Annotated in this window: 14 protein-coding genes and 1 tRNA gene; 7 read left to right on the top strand and 8 right to left on the bottom strand. The window is 64.0% G+C overall.

The genetic code is table 11. The features are described from left to right. The first annotated feature begins 75 nt into the window (after nt 1–75). A complete protein-coding gene (locus IPM49_17360; protein MBK9276289.1) occupies nt 76–3,048 on the top strand; it encodes a hypothetical protein in 2,973 nt (990 codons plus the stop codon). Between the two features lie 127 nt (nt 3,049–3,175). After that, nucleotides 3,176–4,066: a peptidoglycan DD-metalloendopeptidase family protein gene (locus IPM49_17355; protein MBK9276288.1), complete on the top strand. Its 891-nt coding sequence runs from the start codon at nt 3,176–3,178 to the stop codon at nt 4,064–4,066. A 7-nt stretch (nt 4,067–4,073) separates the two neighbouring features. Here IPM49_17355 and IPM49_17350 read toward each other — a convergent pair whose 3' ends face one another. Next, on the bottom strand, nt 4,074–4,676 hold the full coding sequence (locus IPM49_17350; GenBank protein MBK9276287.1) for a hypothetical protein: 603 nt from the start codon (nt 4,674–4,676) through the stop codon (nt 4,074–4,076). Nucleotides 4,677–4,748: 72 nt separating this feature from the next. After that, nucleotides 4,749–4,835: transfer RNA gene (locus IPM49_17345), tRNA-Leu, on the bottom strand. 142 nt (nt 4,836–4,977) lie between these two features. On the opposite strand from IPM49_17345, the gene IPM49_17340 reads away from it, so the two are divergent. Next, nucleotides 4,978–5,457: a hypothetical protein gene (locus tag IPM49_17340; GenBank protein MBK9276286.1), complete on the top strand. Its 480-nt coding sequence runs from the start codon at nt 4,978–4,980 to the stop codon at nt 5,455–5,457. Nucleotides 5,458–5,602: 145 nt separating this feature from the next. Here IPM49_17340 and IPM49_17335 read toward each other — a convergent pair whose 3' ends face one another. Genes IPM49_17335 through IPM49_17310 form a run of 6 tightly spaced genes read right to left on the bottom strand, consistent with a single transcriptional unit; the run spans nt 5,603 to nt 10,907 of the window. Then, entirely contained in the window at nt 5,603–7,651 is a 2,049-nt protein-coding gene (locus tag IPM49_17335) for a dihydrofolate reductase (GenBank protein ID MBK9276285.1), read from the bottom strand. Nucleotides 7,652–7,690: 39 nt separating this feature from the next. Further along, nucleotides 7,691–8,161 carry a phosphohydrolase gene (locus tag IPM49_17330; GenBank protein MBK9276284.1) on the bottom strand — a complete coding sequence of 157 codons (471 nt, stop codon included), beginning with the start codon at nt 8,159–8,161 and terminating at the stop codon, nt 7,691–7,693. Then, on the bottom strand, nt 8,158–8,832 hold the full coding sequence (locus IPM49_17325; GenBank protein ID MBK9276283.1) for a hypothetical protein: 675 nt from the start codon (nt 8,830–8,832) through the stop codon (nt 8,158–8,160). Before IPM49_17325 ends, IPM49_17330 begins: the two co-directional genes overlap by 4 nt. 57 nt (nt 8,833–8,889) lie before the next feature. Continuing rightward, nucleotides 8,890–9,717: a helix-turn-helix domain-containing protein gene (locus IPM49_17320; protein MBK9276282.1), complete on the bottom strand. Its 828-nt coding sequence runs from the start codon at nt 9,715–9,717 to the stop codon at nt 8,890–8,892. Nucleotides 9,718–9,729: 12 nt separating this feature from the next. Continuing rightward, nucleotides 9,730–10,308: an ORF6N domain-containing protein gene (locus IPM49_17315; GenBank protein ID MBK9276281.1), complete on the bottom strand. Its 579-nt coding sequence runs from the start codon at nt 10,306–10,308 to the stop codon at nt 9,730–9,732. Then, on the bottom strand, nt 10,305–10,907 hold the full coding sequence (locus IPM49_17310) for an ORF6N domain-containing protein (GenBank protein ID MBK9276280.1): 603 nt from the start codon (nt 10,905–10,907) through the stop codon (nt 10,305–10,307). Before IPM49_17310 ends, IPM49_17315 begins: the two co-directional genes overlap by 4 nt. A 403-nt stretch (nt 10,908–11,310) precedes the next feature. On the opposite strand from IPM49_17310, the gene dinB reads away from it, so the two are divergent. The 4 genes from dinB to IPM49_17290 all read left to right on the top strand — a co-directional run bounded on the left by dinB (nt 11,311) and on the right by IPM49_17290 (nt 18,345). Next, on the top strand, nt 11,311–12,528 hold the full coding sequence (dinB, locus tag IPM49_17305) for a DNA polymerase IV (GenBank protein MBK9276279.1): 1,218 nt from the start codon (nt 11,311–11,313) through the stop codon (nt 12,526–12,528). A 351-nt stretch (nt 12,529–12,879) separates the two neighbouring features. After that, on the top strand, nt 12,880–13,653 hold the full coding sequence (locus IPM49_17300; protein ID MBK9276278.1) for a hypothetical protein: 774 nt from the start codon (nt 12,880–12,882) through the stop codon (nt 13,651–13,653). A gap of 223 nt (nt 13,654–13,876) precedes the next feature. Continuing rightward, a complete protein-coding gene (locus IPM49_17295; protein MBK9276277.1) occupies nt 13,877–14,761 on the top strand; it encodes an ABC transporter ATP-binding protein in 885 nt (294 codons plus the stop codon). Beyond that, the gene (locus IPM49_17290) at nt 14,758–18,345 is read left to right on the top strand and encodes an ABC transporter permease (protein MBK9276276.1); all 3,588 of its coding nucleotides are present in this window, start codon (nt 14,758–14,760) and stop codon (nt 18,343–18,345) included. Before IPM49_17295 ends, IPM49_17290 begins: the two co-directional genes overlap by 4 nt. Nucleotides 18,346–18,382: the final 37 nt, after the last annotated feature.

The following is an 18,382-nucleotide window of genomic DNA, read 5'->3' as shown; positions in this document are numbered from 1 at the left end:
CAACCCGCCTGACCCGTTGGCGCGGCGTACGAATGGCCCGGATGGACTACCTTGGGGCTCCCTATCCGACCGACCATGCGCCGAACGCTGACCCTTCTGCTGGCCTGTTGCCTGTTCCCATGCACCTCCTTGCTGACCGCCCAGACCTATTGGGGCATGACAAGCACGGGTGGCACGAGCGACATCGGCACGATCTATTCCATCACCGAGACCGGCACGTTCACCAAGAAGCACGACTTCTTCCGCATCTCGGGCGGTGGCCCCAAGTGCGACCTGATGCAGGCCGGCAATGGACGGCTCTATGGTGTCACCGAGTTCGGTGGCACCGACGGGGTGGGCACGCTCTTCGAGTTCAACCCCACCACGGGGGTGTTCACCACCCTGGCGAGCTTCAGCAACACCCTGGGTGAACAGCCTGTGCGCGGCCTGGTGCAGCACACGAACGGGAGGCTCTACGGGACCTGCAGCGCTGGCGGGGCCAATGGGTTCGGGACGATCTTCGAGTACAACATCACCACCGGTGTCCTGGCCAAGCGCCACGACTTCGTGAACGCAGGGGCCAACCTGAACGGCCGATCACCCCGTGGCGGCCTGGTGCAGGCGGCGAACGGGCAGCTCTATGGCACCACGCTCCTGGGGGGCGCCACCAATCAGGGCATCATCTTCGAGTTCCAGCCCACGGGCAACAACTTCTTCAAGCGGGCGGACCTCACCCTCGCCAACGGTGCCCGTCCGTTCGCCGGGTTGATGCGTGCGAGCAACAACCTGCTGTACGGCACCACGACGCAGGGCGGCGCCAACGGGGAGGGCGTCATCTTCAGCTTCAACAGTTCCACCTTCGCCTACACCGTGCTGTTCAATCTATCCTCGGCGGATGGATCGGTTCCGTACGCCGAACTGATCCAGGATGGCACCGGTGGGCTCCTCTACGGCACCACCAGCGAGGGCGGGGCCAACGGCCAGGGCGTGCTCTTCAGCTTCAACCTATCCGGCAATCTCTACGCCCGGCTGGTGGACTTCTCCCCGGCCATCGGCTATCGCCCCCTGGGCCGCCTGCGCCGTGCGGCCAGCGGCGTCCTCTATGGGACCACGAACCTGGGCGGAACCTCCAGCTTGGGTGTGCTCTTCTCCTACACCCCGGCCACCAGCACGTACGCAGTGGTGAAGAACCTGGCCGAGATCGGGGTGAGCAGCTGCTGGAGCGGCGTCTTCGAATCGCCCGCAGGCACCCTGAACGGCGTGGGCAGCGACGGTGGTGATGGTGGCAGCGGCGCACTGTTCCGCTATGTGATCGCAGGGAACACCCTCACAGAGGATGTGTCCTTCGCGCTGAGCAGCGGTTCGCAGCCGAAGGGACGTCTGGTGCGCGACGCCAATGGCAAGTTCTACGGCCTCACCTCGGCCGGCGGCACCAATGCGAGCGGCATCTGTTTCTCCTTCGATCCGAACACGAACACCTTCACGCGCCTAGTGGACCTCAACAGCACGACGGGCAACTTCCCCACCGGCTCGCTCACAGCCGCCAACGGCAAGTATTACGGGCTCTGCAACCTGGGCGGCTCCAGCAACGCGGGCACCTTGATCGAATTCGATCCAACCAACTCCTCCCTGATCGCCAAGGTCAACTTCGCCGGGGCCACAGGCACCCTTCCGCGCGCCGGGCTTCTGCTCGCCTCCAACGGCCTGCTCTATGGCACCACCACCGCCGGTGGGGCGAACGGCTTCGGCACCTTGTTCAGCTATGTCCCGGGTGCAAGCAGCGTGACACCCTTGGTGGACTTTTCCCTCAGCACCGGCATCGAACCGTACGCGGACCTCATCCAAGCCTCCAACGGTCTGCTCTACGGCACCCTCAGCGAGGAAGGCGCCTTCGACAACGGCAGCCTGTTCTCCTTCAACACCGCCACGAACTCCTTCACCAAGCTGTACGACTTCGACGGACTGCAGGGTGGCAACCCGGCCGGCCGCCTGGTGCAGGCGGGCAACGGCCTGCTCTATGGCATGTGCCGGGAGGACGGTCTCTACTTCAACGGCACGCTGTACAGCTGGGACATCGTCACCGGCACCTACACCCAGCTGTACGACATGGCCACCACCGAGGGCTCCGCGTCAGAGAGCAACCTCATCCAGGGCACCGACGGCAATCTCTATGGGGTTTGTGTGCAGGGCGGCACCAACGGCCTGGGCACCATCTTCCGCTACAACCCGACGAACAACAGCTTCACCGTGGTGCGGTCGCTGGCCCTTGCCGACGGGACCCAACCCTTCGACGGGCTCGTCCCGGAGAACCTTCCCACACCACCCACCGGGGTCGGGCTCTCGCTGAAGGCCGTTCTTGAAGGACCGTACAACACCGGCACCGGCCTGATGAACGATGCGCTGCGCCTGCAGGCATCCTTCCCGCTCACCGAGCCGTTCACCGCGCTCGGGTTCACCCATGTGGGCGGGGGTGGCGGGGAGACGATCGCTCCGGCCGTGCTCACCACCTCCGGAAGCAACGCGATCACCGACTGGATCCTGGTGGAACTGCGCTCCAAGACCAACAGCGCCACCGTGCTGCACACCCGCAGCGCCCTGGTCCAACGCGATGGCGATGTGGTCGACCTGGACGGCACCTCGGCCTTGCAGGTGAACGCTCCGGCGGACGAGTACTATGTGGCCGTCCGCCACAGGAACCACCTCGCCTGCATGACGCTCAACACCGTGAACCTCACCGCCGCGCCGACCGCGATCAACTTCACGGACGGCAGCGTGCCCACCTTCGGCACCAACGCCCAGAAAGTGAACGGCAGCGTGCGCCTGCTCTGGGCGGGCAATGTGGTGCGTGATACGCAGCTCAAGTACGCCGGTGGCTCCAACGACCGGGACCCCATCCTGGTCCGCATCGGCGGTACGATCCCGACCGCCACCGTGACCGGCTATTGGAGCGAGGACGTCAACATGGACGCCACCGTGAAATACGCCGGTGGGGCGAACGATCGCGACCCCATCCTGGTGAACGTGGGCGGTACCGTGCCCACGGCAACACGTGCACAGCAGTTGCCCTGATCGCACGTCGCTGCGGGACTGAGCGCGGGGTGGTTCCGGATGGCCCGGAGCCACCCCGACCGCGTGTTGAAACTATTTAACGTCCACGGACTTGCATGGTCCGACCTCGCGGATAGCTTTGCGCGCCATGCTCCGGAACGCGTCCATCATCGCCCTGGTCGTGAGCCTGCTCGGCGGTCCGTTGTTCGCCCAGGTGGACAGCGCCGCCATCGGCGGGGCCGAAGAGGTCGAAGCCTATGAGGAGGCGATCGCGGATCCCGGCTATGATGAGCTGGCGCTTCCGAGCTTCTCGGGTGGTGCGCTTACCTTGAAGGACAGCTTGTGGCTGATCCCCGGGTACGACCTGTATTGCGATTGGAACACCGAGAGCATCTTCGGGCATCATGACCAGACGCTGCCCGTGGCCCCGACCACCGTGTGGCTGAGCCATGCCGCCTGCGATCATGAGATGCCGGTCTGCGGACGGATCACGTCGCCCTTCGGCCCGCGTCACGGGCGCATGCACTACGGGGTCGATCTGAAGCTGGAGACCGGTGACCCTGTGGTTGCCGGTTTCGCGGGCATGGTGCGCATCGCCCAGTACCACCGCTCCTTCGGCAATGTGGTGGTGATCCGCCACGCCAACGGGCTCGAGACCCTGTACGCGCACCTCAGCCGCATCAGCGTGGACGTGGGGCAGCTGGTGGAGGCCGGTGAACGCATCGGTCTGGGCGGCAATACCGGGCGGAGCACGGGTAGCCACCTCCACTTCGAAGTGCGCTACCTCGGACGGGCCATCGACCCGGCGCGGGTGTTCAACCTCAGCGAAGGCGAGCTCACCGCCAGCACGCTCCGCCTGGATGCCTCATTGTTCGAGCGCCCTGCGGCCGCTTCCTCGGCGTACTACCGGGTGAAGCGTGGCGACACCCTGTCCTCCATCGCACGTCGTCATGGCACCACGGTGGCACGGCTGTGCAAACTGAACCGCCTCTCCACGCGTTCCATCCTGCGCATCGGCCAGCGCATCCGCACGTCCTGAACTGCGGCTAGACGCGACGGGCAGTGCCCGTGTCCGCCTCGGTGTGGTGGGCCCAGCGGCTCAAGGTGTCCACAAGGTCCTGATTGTAGACCGGCGAGAGCAGCAGCTGACGCTGACCGGTGAGCCGGAGCAGCACCAGATCATCCTTGGAATTGGGCAATCGGTCGATCAGGCGTCGACCCAGCCCGAAGGTGAGTGAATTGAGGCCGATGTCCACGCTGCAGAACCGCACGAAATCCCGTTCGAGTTCGCGCGCCCGCTCCCTGTCCACCATGGCCCCTGAGATCTGCCGGATGTAGTCGCGCGCGGCCGCGCGGTCCACCAGGCTGGCATCCACGAACTCGGTGCGCCCCACCCGGCGCGTCTGAGCGCCGGCGGTGAGCACCAGCGCGGTGCTGTCCACCAGATAGGCCCCGGAGCTGCGCCGGTCGCGGTGGACGGCCACCATGAAACCCAGCGCCACCAGGACCGCGCCCATGAACGCGATGGGCAGAACGCGCAGCACGGCCGCCAGCACCAAGGACCCCAGCACGACCGCCACGCTCACGTACGCCCAAGCCTTGGTGTTGTACCACAGGCGCTTGGTGCGGAATCGCTTCACGCGGTTCATGACGGCCAAAGGTAACCGCCCAGGGAGGGAGGCCCCTGAACAAGATCGGCCCGCCAGTGGCGGGCCGATCAGTGGTACCGGAGAAGGGACTCGAACCCTTACAACCTTACGGTCACACGCCCCTGAAACGTGCGCGTCTACCAATTCCGCCACTCCGGTGGGTGTGGCCTTTCCTCGATCAGGGGGTGCAAATATAGCGGTCCCGATCGAACCGATGGACCTCCGTCATGGGTGTTCACGGGTGCTACCTTCGGAGCACAGCGCACAGATGAACGGGTTCAGGCGAATGTCGGATGGCGGGATGGTGGACCCCATCGCTCACCTGGGTGGACTGCTTTCCAGTGCGCCTGACGCCCTGCTGCGGATCGGCAGCGACAGCCAGAACCTGGGGGACCGGACGATCTACACCACCACGGTGGTCCTGCGCTACCGTGGCAACGGGGCCCATGTGATCTACCGCCGCGAGAGGGCACGGAAGATCACCGATAGGTGGACCCGGCTGTGGGGTGAGGTGGAACGCAGCCTGGACGTGGCGCGCTGGCTGAACCTTGAGGGGCACCTGCCCATCCACGGCATCGATCTGGACCTGAACCCCGATCCCGCAGCAGGAAGCCACCGCCTGCACAGCGCTGCCGTAGGCTTCGTGAAGGCACACGGCTACGAGCCGCGCACCAAGCCCGATCTGCTGATGGCCACCTGGGCCGCCAACCTGCTGTGCAACCGGGCCGGCCGAACGCACGAAACCCCCCACCGGGCTGAGCCCTTGGCAGGGGGTTCGTGACTCTTCAGATTGACCGTTGAACTACTTGGACAGGCCTTGTTACGCCGGCCCCGCCCGGCGAGTTTCGGGCGCACCAGGAATTTCCGACAGCCCTCACAAGGCGACCGACCAATAAGGGCCGATCATCGACGAAAACGGCGGTCGGTCAGTTCACATCGGGCAGGAAGCTGTGCTTCTCCCCATAGTGAAGCATCTGCTTCAGGAAGTCATCCGGGAACTCCAGCTTCACATCGGTGATGTTCCCCGAAACGTCGGTCACAGGCACCATCTGCGGCTGGATGAACCCGGCATAGGGCGCGGTGCGGATCTGCTCCGCACGCTTGAGCACCTCGGCGTGCAGCGCCGGATCGACCTTCACCCCGTAGGTCTCCACGAGCGCCTTGCCGGCGGCATGGTCCCCCTGGCTCTTGATGCGTTGCACCTCGCGCAGCAGCTCGCCGAACAGCCCGCGGAGCTTGTCGTAGTCGCGGATGTCATAATAGGTGGCGCCATCCCGGACCACCTTGGCCACCGCCCCATCCTTCAGCCCCTTCTCCACCACCCAGGCGCTCACCCACATCCGGTTGCGCATGTGGGCCTCCTCGATGTCCTTGCCCGGCTTGATCCGCCTCAGTTGCACCAGCAGACCGTTGCGGAGGTAGCCATCATACTCGGCCATGCCCACTTCGAGGCTCGGCATGACGCCCAGCTCCACCAGTTTCGGGTCCATGATGAAATAGAGGGCCACGAGGTCCGCGCGGCCCTCCTCCAGGGTGCTGGCGTAGCTCTTGAGGGTCTGGTCGGTCTCGCCCACCCCGGGCTCCAACTGGCCGCTGGCATGACCCACCACCTCGTGCAGGGCGGTGTGCAGCTTGCCCGCGAGCGCGCCGTGCGCCTTGGCCCGTTCGATCTCCTCGGCATCGTAGCAGAAGACCTCCAGCGTGCTGCTGCCCGCGCTCTTCTCGTAGGCCTCGCTGATGTTGCCCAGGCTCACGCTCTTGCTGCCGTGGGCAGCCCGGATCCAGTTGGCGTTGGGCAGGTTGACCCCGATCGGCGTGCTGGGTGCCGCATCGCCGGATTCGCCGGCCGTATTGATGAAGCGATAGGTGATGCCCACCACGTTCTTCTTCTTGTGCTCGGGAAGCAACGGGCTGTGGTCCTCGAACCATTGCGCGTTGCGCTGGATGGCCAGCATGTTGCGCGTGGCCTCCGGATCGTTGACCTCCACGATGCTCTCGTAGCTGCCGCGCTTACCCAAGGGGTCGTTGTACACCTCCACGAAGCCGAGGATGAAATCGACGCTGTTGGTGGTGTCCTTCACCCAGGCGATGTTGAACTCGTCCCACGTGCGGAGGTCGCCCGTGCGGTAGTATTGGATGAGCAGCTCGATCGCCTTGCGCTGCTGGGGGTTCTCCGCGACCGCCGCGGCCTTCTCCAACCACCTGACGCTCTCCTCCAACGCCTGTCCGTAGAGGCCGCCGACCTTGTACACCTGCTCCTGAAGCCGGCCGTCGGCGCCGCGGACGATGCGGCTGTTGAGGCCATGCGCCAGGGGCTTCGCGGGGTCGTCCTGCTTCTCGCGCTCGGCGTAGAAGGCCTCCACCTCGGCCTGTGTGACCCCCGGGCCGTAGAAGTTCACCGCGCTCGCCTGCACCAGGTCCTTGCCGGCCTCGAGGCTCACCTTCTTGGCGGCCACCGCCGGATCGAACATGGTGCCGAGCACCTCCTCCGGTAATGCCGCGCCGCAGCCTTTCAGCAGGCCCTCGAAGTACGTACGGCTGAACGCGGGCTCGTGCTTGTCGTTGCTGTAGTGGTGGTGGATACCGTTGCTGAAGAAGACCTGCTTGGCGTAGGTGACGAAGTGGTCCCATTCGGCTCCGGTACGGGCACCCTTGTGGTCGCGCAGGATGCGTTCCAACGCCCGGCGCACCTGCAGGTTGTGCCGGTGGTTCTGGTCCCACAGGATGTCGCGACCGGCCAGGCCCGCCATGTTGAGGCAATAGGCCAGCTGCTTCTGCTGCAGGCTGAGCTGCTCCCAACCGGGCACCTGGTAGCGCAGGATGCGCACATCGGCGAACTGATCGGTCTGCCAGACGAAGCTGTCCGGCGGGGCGGTGTGGGACGCTTCGGTGCGGGTGCGCAGTTCCGGGCCACCGACCTGGAACGCAGTGAGGAGAGGCAGCAGTGCGAGCGGGAGTGCGTGGGCGGTCTTCATGGGGATGGCGATGCGTGGAACGACGGGCCGTGGGTCCGGCTAGTGGATGATCATGTTGGCGCGGGCCTGCTCCACCAGTTTCTTCAACCGGTGGTACGCGGCCAGCTGCTTGTTGTAGCGCTTGAGGTCGGCGTGGCTCAGGGTGTTCACATGCAACAGGTCCATCTTATCGGCCAGGTCGTGCAGCTTCACCCGGATGGCCAGGGGGTCCTGCATCACCCGTTCGATGTAGGCCTCATAGTCCTCGTCAGCGCGCCGGCTGATGTGCACCAGCGCCTTGAGGATGCGCTCCGGGAAGCCCTTCTCCTGGAGCTCGCTGACAGTGAGGCTGCTTCGCTCCAGCACATCGTGCAGAGCGCCGAGCACCTGCTCCTCCAGGTCGTGCCCACGCATCATCACGCGCATGACGTGCAGGATGTAGGGTTTCTCGAAGCGGTCCACCTGGCCCTTGTGGACCTTGGCCGCCAGCCGGATGGCGCGCTCCAGCAGGTGTTCCTGCAAGGGATTCACTTGTCCAGGGTGATGCGGAGGTCGAGGGCCGAGGGGTCCTTCATGATCACGCTCCAGTCGGTATCCAGCTTCAACTGCCGGGGCTCCGGGCTCTCCTGGCTGACGCCCTCGGCCACCTGACGGTCACGGATGGCCTCGGCGAAGGTGAAGCTGTACTTGTAGTGCATGCTCTGCAGGAAGGCCGTGGGGTCGGTGCTGTCACCGGAGGCGTCGGCCCCCATGTCATCGCCCATCTCCAGGGCGTGCCGGTTGTTGGTGCGCACCAGGGTGCTGCCGTCCCAACGGAAGAAATCATGCGAGACCCCGGTACTGTCCGGCATCAGCACGTTCAGCGCGCCGTTGAGCGCGGTGAGGTCCTTGAAGCGGAAGGTGAGGCGCTGGACGAACTTCTCCTTGTTCTTCACCTTCACCTTGCTGATACCGGGCAGGGACTTGAGCTTGGCCGCCTGGTCCTTCATGTCCAGGTCGCCCGGCCCTTCGTCGCCGCCCTTGCCTTCGCTCATGGACTCGAGGCTCTTGAGCATCTCGCCCAGGGCGCTCATGTCCACCACGTATTCCATGGTGCCACTGCCGTCCTTCTTGAAGGTGTAATTCTCCTCGATGGTGAGGCAGCCGGTGAGCAGGAGAGCGGCCGCCAGGGCCGACAGCAGGTCGCGCAGGGAACGGGGCATGGCGCAAGGTAGCACCACGGCCGGAAGTGCCCTGGGACCGCTTGAACGGCCATCGGATCAGAACGCCAGTCGGCCCTGCTGCTCCATGGCCAGGCGCAGCTGGCCCACTTCCTTGCGCAGCTCCACCACGCTGCGGGCCAGATCGTCGCGGCTCATGTTGGGCTCGGGCAGCTCGGCGCTGATGAAGTGCACGAACTTCCACACCTCCAGCACATTGGTGACCGGGACCTCGAAGGGTGCATAGAGCGGGTTGGTGCTGCACAGCAGCAGGGTACCCTTCTCCTTCAACTGGTTGTACACCACCTTGAAGACGATGCCGTCGTCCTTGGTGACCACGATGTAGGGCTGGCCATCGCGGATGGTCTGCCAGTTCTGCACGTACTCGCCCGTGACCCACGAGCCATCACCCACCGGCGGCATGCTGTCGCCGCTGATCTGGAAGGTGCGGTACTTGCGGTCCTTGGCCAGGAAGGGCATCTGGAAGGTGGGCAGGATGCTGATGTACTCCGGATCGGCATAGCCCAGCGCGTAGCCGGCCTTGGCCTTCTCGGGCACCAGCTCCACGTTCTCGCGGTCCTCGCGGTCCACCGTGGTGGCCAGCACGCGCAGGCGCCGGCCGCTGAGGTCGATGTCGCCCCCGCGTTCCAGGATGCCGAGCTGGCTTTCGCTGAGGGCCGTGAGGTCGTCCTTCAATAGCTTGTCGATGCTCACCTTGAAGTACTCGCTCATGCGCACCAGCAGGTCGAACGAGGGTTCGGCGCTGCCGTTCTCATAGCCGCTGTAGCTGCTGCGCTTGACGTCGAGCGCGATGGCGACCTCCTCCTGCGAGCGGCCGCGGCGCTGGCGGAGGAGCTTGATGTTGGAACCGAAGAGCGGGGTTGCCATGGGTGATGACGGTTAGCGGTTGTCGGTGTTGGAGGGTTTAAAGCCGATGGGACCGCGCTGCGGTGCGGTCGGCGATACCAGTTCGGTGAGGTGGTCGAAGATGGCCTGGATCTCCTCGTCGTGACCGGTGAGGCGTTCCTCCAGCTGCTCCAGCTTCTGGAGGATCTCGCGGTGCGACAGGAGCACTTCGCGCATAAGGCTGAAGACCCGGATGATGTGAATGTTGACCAGGATGGCCTGCTCGCTATTGAGCACGCTGGAGAGCATGGCCACCCCCTGCTCGGTGAAGGCCATGGGGAGGTACTTGATGTTCTCGCCTTGTTTCAAGGTGCCAAATTGGCTCCTTGAACGTTCGGCCTCCTCCTTGGTGAGTTCGAACATGAAGTCCTCCGGGAAGCGACTGATGTTACGCCGTACCTGGCGCTTGAGCTGCTTGGTCTCCACGCCGTAGAGTGCGGCGAGGTCGCGGTCCAGCATCACCCTCTGGCCACGGATCACATGGATACGGCCGGTGATGGCGGCATCGGACGGGGCCACGGCGGGGTAACGGGCGGGCGGCTCCTGGAGCAGGGTGTCCACGGCTGTGTTCATGCTTCGTCGGGTCTGTAGCCGATGCGCTTGCGTGGCTCGGATGGCGGTGCCAGCAGTTGCTTGAGGTGATGGAAGAGCAGCTGGATGTCGGCGCCCTGCTCCCCCACCCGGCGCTCCAGCTGCTCCAGCCGCAGGAGGATGTCCTGGTGGGCGAGCATGACCTGGCGCATCCTCACAAAGAGGTCGATGATGCGGATGCTGACGGCGATGGCCTGTTCGCTGCGCAACACGTTGGCGAGCATGAGGACACCGTGCTCCGTGAAGGCGAAAGGCGGGTACTTGCCGTGCTCGCCCTGCTTTAAGGTCACAACCTGTGATCTTAACGCGTGGTCCTCCTCGAGGGTGAGTTCGAACATGAACGCTTCGGGGAAGCGCTCCCTGTTGCGGCGCACGGCCTGCTTCAGCACCCGGACCTCCACACCATAGAGCTCGGCCAGATCCCGATCGAGCATGACGCGCTGGCCCCGGATGAGGTGGAGCCTGCCGAGCAACTGCTCATCGGTGGGCACAGGGCCACCATGGCCTGCAGGAGGCTCGGCCACAACGATGTGCTCCAGCGGCAACAGGTCCGTGTGCGGTGCCTTGCGACCGGGAGGCATTGCCAGGGTTCCCATCATCCCGCTGATCAGTTATCCGACAGCGCAAACATAATGACTAATTTATCGGACGCAACATGACGGTTATTTTGTCAGCTCGGAACTATTGGCTGGACGGGACCCGCGCCCGGGATGGGAGCGGCAGCCTGCCGCGGACGGGGCCTGCGGATGGGTGCAGCGAGGAGGCGACCAGCGGAAGCCACCGGAGCGCCCCAGCCGCTGGACCGGACAAGGCAGCTACAGCGGACAGCCCGATCAGGCGCCCACCATTCACCAATGACCATTCGCCATTCACCACTGCCCAAGGGAATGAAAAATGCAGAATGAAGAATGTAGAATGACCAACGGCGAACGCACCATCCTCCACCTGGACCTGTAAGGGCGCATCATGATGCGCCCCAACGTCATGGAACGAACGATCCTACATCTCGACCTGAACACCTTCTTCGTAAGCGTGGAGCGCCTGCGCGAACCGAAGCTGAACGGCAAGCCCGTGCTGATCGGCGCCGATAGCGACCGCGGCGTGGTGGCCAGCTGCAGCTACGAGGCCCGCGCCTTCGGGGTGCGCAGCGCCATGCCCATGAAGATGGCCAAGCAGCTGTGCCCGGAGGCGATCATCCTGCGCGGCGACAGCGGGCTGTACCTGAAGAAGAGCGATGAGGTGACCGAGATCATCCGCGCCAACGTGCCGCTGTTCGAGAAGAGCAGCGTGGACGAATTCTACGTGGACCTGAGCGGCACGGACCGCTTCCACGGCAGCCGCAAGCTGGCGAAGGAGCTGCGGCAGCGCATCATCAAAGAGAGCGGGCTGCCCAACAGCTTCGGCATGAGCATCAACAAGACGGTGAGCAAGGTGGCCACCGGCGAGGCCAAGGGCGGCGCGGGCGAGTGGTACGTGGAGCGCGGCACGGAGAAGCCCTTCCTGGCGCCCATGCCCATCGAGCGCATCCCCGGCGTGGGCGAGAGGACGGCGCACCTGCTGCGCAGCATGGGGGTGGCCCGGGTCCACACGCTGCAGGAGGTGCCCATGGACCTGATGCAACGGCTGCTGGGCGAGCACGGGCCGGTGCTGTGGCGCAAGGCCAACGGCATCGACGACAGCCCCGTGGTGGCCTGGCACGAACGCAAGAGCATCAGCACGGAACGCACCTTCGAGCGCGACACCATCGATGTGGTGAAGCTGAAGGGCATGCTCACCGCCATGGCCGAGAGCCTCGCCTTCCAGCTGCGCAAGGGCGCGAAGCTCACCAGCTGCATCGCGGTGAAGATCCGCTATGCCGACTTCAACACGCACCTGAAGCAGCAGCGCATCCCCTACACCGCCTGTGACCACCTGATCCTGCCCACGGTACACGAGCTGTTCCGCAGCCTCTACGACCGCCGCCAACGCATCCGCCTGATCGGTGTGCGCTTCAGCCACCTGGTGGGCGGCGGGCACCAGATCGATGCCTTCACCGACACCGAGGAGGCCATGAGCCTCTACCAGGCCATGGACAGGATCCGCAAGCGCTTCGGCGACCGCACCGTGATGCGCGCCAGCGGCATGGATGCGAAGAGCATCGGCCGGATGGACAACCCCTTTGACGGGCAGGCGCCGGTGCTGTTGGCGAACAGGAGGACCTAAGAGAATGAAAAATGTAAAATGATGAATGTAGAATGACCAACAACCCTCCGAGGCATTTGCAGCACCAAGGCGGCGGATCCATCATTCAGCGTTCACCATTTTACATTCTACATTTTTCATTCCTGCTTCCTGGCAGGGCGTGCCCCCTCTTCCCTCCCACCGGCCGGCGCGCGGGGTCGGGTGCTTCGCTGTAGCTGCTTCGTCTCGCCGGGCGCCGACACCGGCTCCGGGGTCTGCTCGTTCCTCGCTGCCTCCTCGCGCTGGCCGCGCCAACGGCTCGCCTTCAGCAGGCTGCCGCTGCGCCCCCTCACGCAAAGACATACCCCACTCCTATCGATCTATCTTCGGAACATGACCACCGCCAACATGCGTCCCTCCCGTTCGCATGCCTTCGCACTGCTGTGCCTCAGTGCGCTCATCCCGAATGGAATACGGGCACAGAACCACGCGGCCACCCGCATCAGCGACCTCTTCGCCCTACAGGTCAACGGATCCGGCGACGACGCCTACATCAACTTGGAGCCGGATAGCACCACAGCCAACACCGCACTGGATAGCCAATGTGCCGCACTGTTCTGGCACCACATGTACCTCTTCGATAACTACGCGAAGACCGCCTCCTACGTCTGGAAGTTGAAGCCTCTCCTGCCCGACACTGTCCTCATCCGCACCAAGATCGATTCATCCTTTACCGCGGACACCGCGTTCACCACGATCTACAGCAAAGCGATCACCAAAGCGCCCGTCGCCGATCTGCCCATCGATAGCGCGCTGAAGATCGCCGCGCACTTCTTCTACCTGCACAGTGAGAACGGCAAACCTGTAGTCCATGTCTGCGTGGGCTTCAATAAGGTCAGTGATCTCCTACCTGGACCGGCACATCCGTACCATGCGGCCTTTTGCTACCAGACCATCTGGCAGATGAAGGACCAGTTCGCGCTGCTCAAGAAGGTAAAGGCTCCCTATTCCAAAGAGTTCAAGAAGAAGCCACCGACCGAAGCGCGTATCCAGGAGGTGGAGCAATTGATCTACGCAGGCATGGCGGAACAACCGGCCCTTCGCACGGCCTTGATCGATACGTATGAGCGCACCAGGGAACACTTGAACTTCCGGCTGGTGTATTGACCTGAGATCATCACATCGCAACGCCCAAACTTGCCCGCCGGCAGGCTTACATCGCCACAACATCGACAGCGACTTCTTCGGGGAGCAGTGATGCCCCCTGCAACTCCTCCCTCCCTTCCCCGTCCCATTGCCGGTCGTCGCACCCTCCCGACCGTCCGTGTGATCGGCCATTGTGCTGCATCTTCACGTCTCAACTTGCCGACGCAACACCCCCTGCCCCGCCATGGAACTCATCATCAACGGCCTCAGCAAGACCTACGCGAACGGCGTGAAAGCGCTGGACAACGTGAGCCTCACCATCCCCACCGGCATGTTCGGGCTGCTGGGGCCCAACGGCGCCGGAAAGAGCACCCTGATGCGCATCCTGGCCACCCTGCAGGAGGCCGATGCGGGCACGGTGACGCTCGACGACCTGGATGTGCTCAAGCAGAAGCACGAGGTGCGCAAGGTGCTGGGCTACCTGCCGCAGGAGTTCGGGGTCTATCCCCGCGTGAGCGCCTACGACATGCTGGACCACATCGCGCTGCTGAAGGGCGTGGTGCACAACGGGGAGCGCAAGGCCCTGGTGGAGGCGCTGCTGCAGAAGGTGAACCTGTGGGAGCACCGCAAGCGGAAGATCTCCGGCTTCAGCGGGGGCATGAAGCAGCGCTTCGGCATCGCACAATCGCTCATCGGTGAGCCGAAGCTCATCATCGTGGACGAGCCCACGGCCGGTCTTGATCCCGGTGAGCGCAACCGCTTCTACAACCTGCTCACGGAGATCGGTGAGAACGTGGTGGTGATCCTCAGCACCCACATCGTACAGGACGTGCAGGAGCTGTGCCGCAACATGGCCATCATCAACAAGGGCCGCCTGTTGTTCGCAGGCTCCCCGGGCGATGCGCTGAACGAGGTGAAGGGCCGCATCTGGGAGAAGAGCATCGCGAAGAGCGAACTCGAGGCGCACCAGGCCACGCACAAGGTGATCAGCAACAAGTTGATCGCCGGGCGCCCGATCATCCACGCGTACAGCGAGCTGCGTCCGGAAGGCTTCACACCGGCCGAGACCTCCCTCGAGGACGTCTTCTTCAGCCACATCAACGGGGCCTTCAACACCGTGGCGGCATGACCGGGCGGCTCTTCCTGAAGGAACTGCGCCATTGGTCCGGGCAGCCGATGGTGTACATCTTCCTCCTGCTGTTCGCGCTGCTGGCCTTCGGCGCCACCACGTGGGACAAGCTGCAGATCGGCGGGCCCATGGCCAACGTGAAGATGAACTCGCCCTACGTGGTGTTCAACTGGTATGCCACGCTGGCCTTCCTGGGTCTGTTCATGGTGACGGCTTTTGTGAACGCGAGCGCGATCCGCGACTTCGCGAGCAACACGGCGCAGATCATGTTCAGCACGCCGATCAGCAAGGCGCAGTACCTGCTGGGCCGCTTCCTGGGCAGCACGCTCGTGGCCTCGATACCGCTGCTGGGTGTCACGCTCGGTGTGATCGTGGGCAGTTGGATGCCCTGGGTGGATCCCGAGAAGCTCGGTCCCAACGACCTGCTGGCACATGCGCAGGCCTTCCTGTACCTCACCCTGCCGAACATCCTGTTCTCGGCGGCCATCATCTTCTCCGTTTCGGTGCTCATGCGCAGCACGGCGGCGGCCTACATCACCACCGTGATCGTGCTCGTGGGCAACGGGTTCGCGAGCACGCTGATGAGCGAGATGGAGAACCGAACGCTCGGTGCCCTGCTCGACCCCTACGGCAGCACCGCCTTCGAGCTCATCACCCGCTACTGGACGGTGGACGACAAGAACACCATGCTCCTGCCGATGCATGGCGTGCTGCTGTGGAACCGCCTGCTGTGGATCGCGGTCTCCATCGGCGTCTTCATCTTCTGCTACTGGCGCTTCAGCTTCACGGACCGCCGCACCAAGGCCGCACCGAAGGAGGAGAACGGTGATGCCGTGCCCGCCCACGTGGCCCTTCCGGCGGTGACCAAGGCCGACGGCTTCGCTTCGCAGGCCCGCCGCTTCCGCCGCATCGCGTGGAACGACTTCACCGGCATGCTGAAAGGCACGGCCTTCATGATCGTCGCCGGCATCGGCCTGGTGAACATGTTCTTCGGCCTGGCCTTCTCCACCTCGCTCTACGAGAACGAGATCCATCCGGTGACCTACCACGTGGTGGACATGATGCGCGGTTCCTTCGACCTGTTCACCATGATCCTCATCGTCTTCTACAGCGGCCTGCTGGTGTGGAAGGAGCGCGAGCCGAAGTTCGATGAGGTGGTGGACGCCACACCGATGGCGCTCGGGGTGCCGCTGCTGGGCAAGTTCGCCGCGCTGATGATGCTGTTGCTGGTGATGCTGGTGGGCAGCGCGCTGGGCGGCATGATCTTCCAGCTGATCAAGGGCTACACGCGCCTGGAGCCAGGCGTATACCTGGGCCTGTACATCCTGCCGGGACTGGTCACCTATGGGATCATGGCGGCCTTGTCGTTCACCGTGCATGTGCTGGTGAACAACAAGTACCTCGGTTATGGGGTGTTCATCGCGGCCATCTTCCTTCCGGGCATCCTGCTCAGCGCACTGGACATCAACACGAACCTGGTCTCCTTCAACGGCGCGCCGGGCATCATGTACAGCGACATGAACAGCTACGGCACGGCGCTCACCGGCTGGCTGTGGTTCAAGGCCTATTGGTGGGCGTTCGCGGTGCTGCTGTTGCTGGTATCGCTGTTCTTCTGGGTACGGGGCAAGGAGAGCGTCGGGCGCCAGCGGTTGAAGCTGGCGGGGCTGCGTTTCCGTCCCAATCGCTGGCTCGCGCTGCCCGCATTGGGGCTTTGGGTCGCGCTGGGCGGATGGAACTACTACAACACCAAGGTCCTCAACGAGGTGATGAGCGGCGATGAACAGGAGGAGGACGCCGTGTACTACGAGAAGACCTACAAGAAATACGAAGGCATCCTGCAACCCCACTACACGGACATCCGCTTCACCATCGACCTGACCCCGGCGGAGCGGAAGCTCCACAGTGTGGCGGAGGTCACGGTGCGCAACAAGGGCATGCAGCCGATCGACTCCCTGCACCTGCTGCTGAGCGAGGGCATCGAGCAGGAGGTGGAGATCCCCGGTGCGGAGAAGGTGCTGGACGATGAACGGGTGAACTACCGGATCTACCGACTGTCACCGCCGCTCGCACCCGGTGCGGATCTGAAGTTCACGGTTACCGCCAGCTACGCGCCGAAAGGCTTCGAGAACGATGTGCGGGTGATGCAGGTGAACCACAACGGCACCTTCTTCAACAACATGGACATCCTGCCCATGATCGGGTACACGGCCCAGGGAGAACTGCTGGACAAGATGAAGCGCAGGAAGCACGAGCTGCCGCCCAAGCAACGCATGCAGCGGCTGACCGATGATCCGGCGAAGCGCATGCAGCAGTACCTGATGCACAACAGCGACTGGGTGAACGTGAGCACCGTGATCAGCACCACCCCGGACCAGGTGGCCATCGCCCCGGGCAGCCTGAAGCGCACATGGGAGGAGAGCGGGCGGAAATACTTCGAGTACGTGGTGGACCACCCGAGCATGAACTTCTACTCCTTCATGAGCGCGCGCTACGAGGTGCACCGCGAGAAGCTCGGCGATGTGGATGTCGAGGTGTACTACCACGCCCCGCACGCGGAGAACGTGCCCCGCATGGCGAACAGCATCAGGAAGAGCATCGTGTACTACAGCCGGAACTTCGGTCCCTACCGCCACAAGCAGGTACGCATCATCGAGTTCCCGCGCTACCAGAGCTTCGCGCAGGCCTTCCCGGGCACCATGCCGTACAGCGAGGGCATCGGCTTCATCGCCGACTTCAGCGACACCGCGGACATCGACATGACCTTCTATGTGGTGGCGCACGAGATGGGCCACCAGTGGTGGGCGCACCAGGTGATGGGGGCGGACATGCAGGGCAGCACCCTGCTGAGCGAGAGCATGAGCCAGTACAGTGCGCTGATGGTGATGGAGAAGGAGTTCGGCCGCGGCACGGAGCGCATGCGCAAGTTCCTCAAGCTGGAGAGCGATCGGTACCAGCGTTCACGGGGCACCGAGCAATTGAAGGAGGTGCCGCTGATGGAGGTGGAGAACCAGGGCTACATCCACTACAACAAGGCGAGCGTGATCCTTTACTGCCTGCGGGACTTCGTGGGCGAGGACAGCTTGAACAAGGCCTTCCGCACGCTGGTGGACACCTTCGGCTACGCGCCCCCCCCGTATCCCACTGCGCTCGACATGTACCGCGAGCTGGACAAGGTGGTGCCGGACAGCCTGAACTATCTGTTGGAGGACGGCTTCAAGAAGATCACGCTTTACAACAACCGGGTGGAGGAGGCCACCGCCCGCATGTTGCCGGACAGCACCTACGAGGTGAAGCTGAAGCTCTGGGGCGAGAAGAACCACGCCGACTCCCTGGGCCGTGAAACGCCTGCGGCCATGAACGACTGGATGGACGTGAGCATCCTGCGTTACCCGGCCGTTGGTCGCAAGGCGGACAGGTCATTGAACGACGTGCCTCTGCTCCACAAGCGCGTGCGCCTCAAGAGCGGCTCGAACGAGTTCACCTTCCTTGTGGACAGGAAGCCGATGCGGGTGGAGATCGACCGTGATCACCTCTTCATCGATCGCGTCATGGAGGACAACGGAATGAAGGTGGAGGTGAAGTGATGTCCGCCGATGCGGTCGACCTGGGAAGAAAGCGTGA

The organism is Flavobacteriales bacterium, assembly GCA_016715895.1.
Lineage (GTDB): Bacteria > Bacteroidota > Bacteroidia > Flavobacteriales_F > PHOS-HE28 > PHOS-HE28.
Note: the sequence above shows the minus strand (reverse complement) of the source record. Positions and strands in the feature narration are given on the sequence as shown.

Bases quoted from the DNA above. Each gene is read 5' to 3' on its own strand.
- IPM49_17360 (MBK9276289.1), top strand. From the start codon at position 76: ATGCGCCGAACGCTGACCCTTCTGCTGGCCTGTTGCCTGTTCCCATGC.
- IPM49_17355 (MBK9276288.1), top strand. From the start codon at position 3,176: ATGCTCCGGAACGCGTCCATCATCGCCCTGGTCGTGAGCCTGCTCGGC.
- IPM49_17350 (MBK9276287.1), bottom strand. From the start codon at position 4,676: ATGAACCGCGTGAAGCGATTCCGCACCAAGCGCCTGTGGTACAACACC.
- IPM49_17340 (MBK9276286.1), top strand. From the start codon at position 4,978: ATGGTGGACCCCATCGCTCACCTGGGTGGACTGCTTTCCAGTGCGCCT.
- IPM49_17335 (MBK9276285.1), bottom strand. From the start codon at position 7,651: ATGAAGACCGCCCACGCACTCCCGCTCGCACTGCTGCCTCTCCTCACT.
- IPM49_17325 (MBK9276283.1), bottom strand. From the start codon at position 8,832: ATGCCCCGTTCCCTGCGCGACCTGCTGTCGGCCCTGGCGGCCGCTCTC.
- IPM49_17320 (MBK9276282.1), bottom strand. From the start codon at position 9,717: ATGGCAACCCCGCTCTTCGGTTCCAACATCAAGCTCCTCCGCCAGCGC.
- IPM49_17315 (MBK9276281.1), bottom strand. From the start codon at position 10,308: ATGAACACAGCCGTGGACACCCTGCTCCAGGAGCCGCCCGCCCGTTAC.
- IPM49_17310 (MBK9276280.1), bottom strand. From the start codon at position 10,907: ATGCCTCCCGGTCGCAAGGCACCGCACACGGACCTGTTGCCGCTGGAG.
- dinB (MBK9276279.1), top strand. From the start codon at position 11,311: ATGGAACGAACGATCCTACATCTCGACCTGAACACCTTCTTCGTAAGC.
- IPM49_17300 (MBK9276278.1), top strand. From the start codon at position 12,880: ATGACCACCGCCAACATGCGTCCCTCCCGTTCGCATGCCTTCGCACTG.
- IPM49_17295 (MBK9276277.1), top strand. From the start codon at position 13,877: ATGGAACTCATCATCAACGGCCTCAGCAAGACCTACGCGAACGGCGTG.
- IPM49_17290 (MBK9276276.1), top strand. From the start codon at position 14,758: ATGACCGGGCGGCTCTTCCTGAAGGAACTGCGCCATTGGTCCGGGCAG.